Raw genomic sequence first — 363 nt, forward strand, 5'->3', positions numbered from 1 at the left:
GCGCAGGCGCATCAACCCCCTACCGGCGCCCAGGTTAATGATGGCGACGTGATCACCGTTACCGCACCGCTCTACTCTCCGCTGACCATCGTGACGTCACCGAAAACTCCGCGCCAGCCGGTGCCGGCCAGCGATGGCTCGGACTACCTGAAAACCATTCCCGGCTTTTCTCAGATCCGCAACGGCGGCACCAACGGCGATCCGGTGTTCCGCGGTATGTTCGGTTCGCGGTTGAAGATCCTCACCGACGGTTCGGAAATGCTGGGCGCCTGCCCATCGAGAATGGATGCGCCCACCTCTTACATCTCGCCGGAAAGCTTCGATCTGCTGACCATCACCAAAGGGCCGCAGACGGTGCTGTGG

General features: G+C 62.0%; 1 protein-coding gene. It reads left to right on the forward strand.

Annotated features, from left to right (window positions below; translation table 11 throughout):
* Nucleotides 1-363: TonB-dependent receptor plug domain-containing protein (locus tag KQX66_RS39015; RefSeq protein WP_216798431.1), on the forward strand; the 363-nt coding region annotated here is incomplete at both ends.

Origin of the sequence: Paenibacillus oleatilyticus (assembly GCF_018998565.1) — a bacterium.
Classification (GTDB): Bacteria; Bacillota; Bacilli; order Paenibacillales; family NBRC-103111; genus Paenibacillus_G; species Paenibacillus_G oleatilyticus.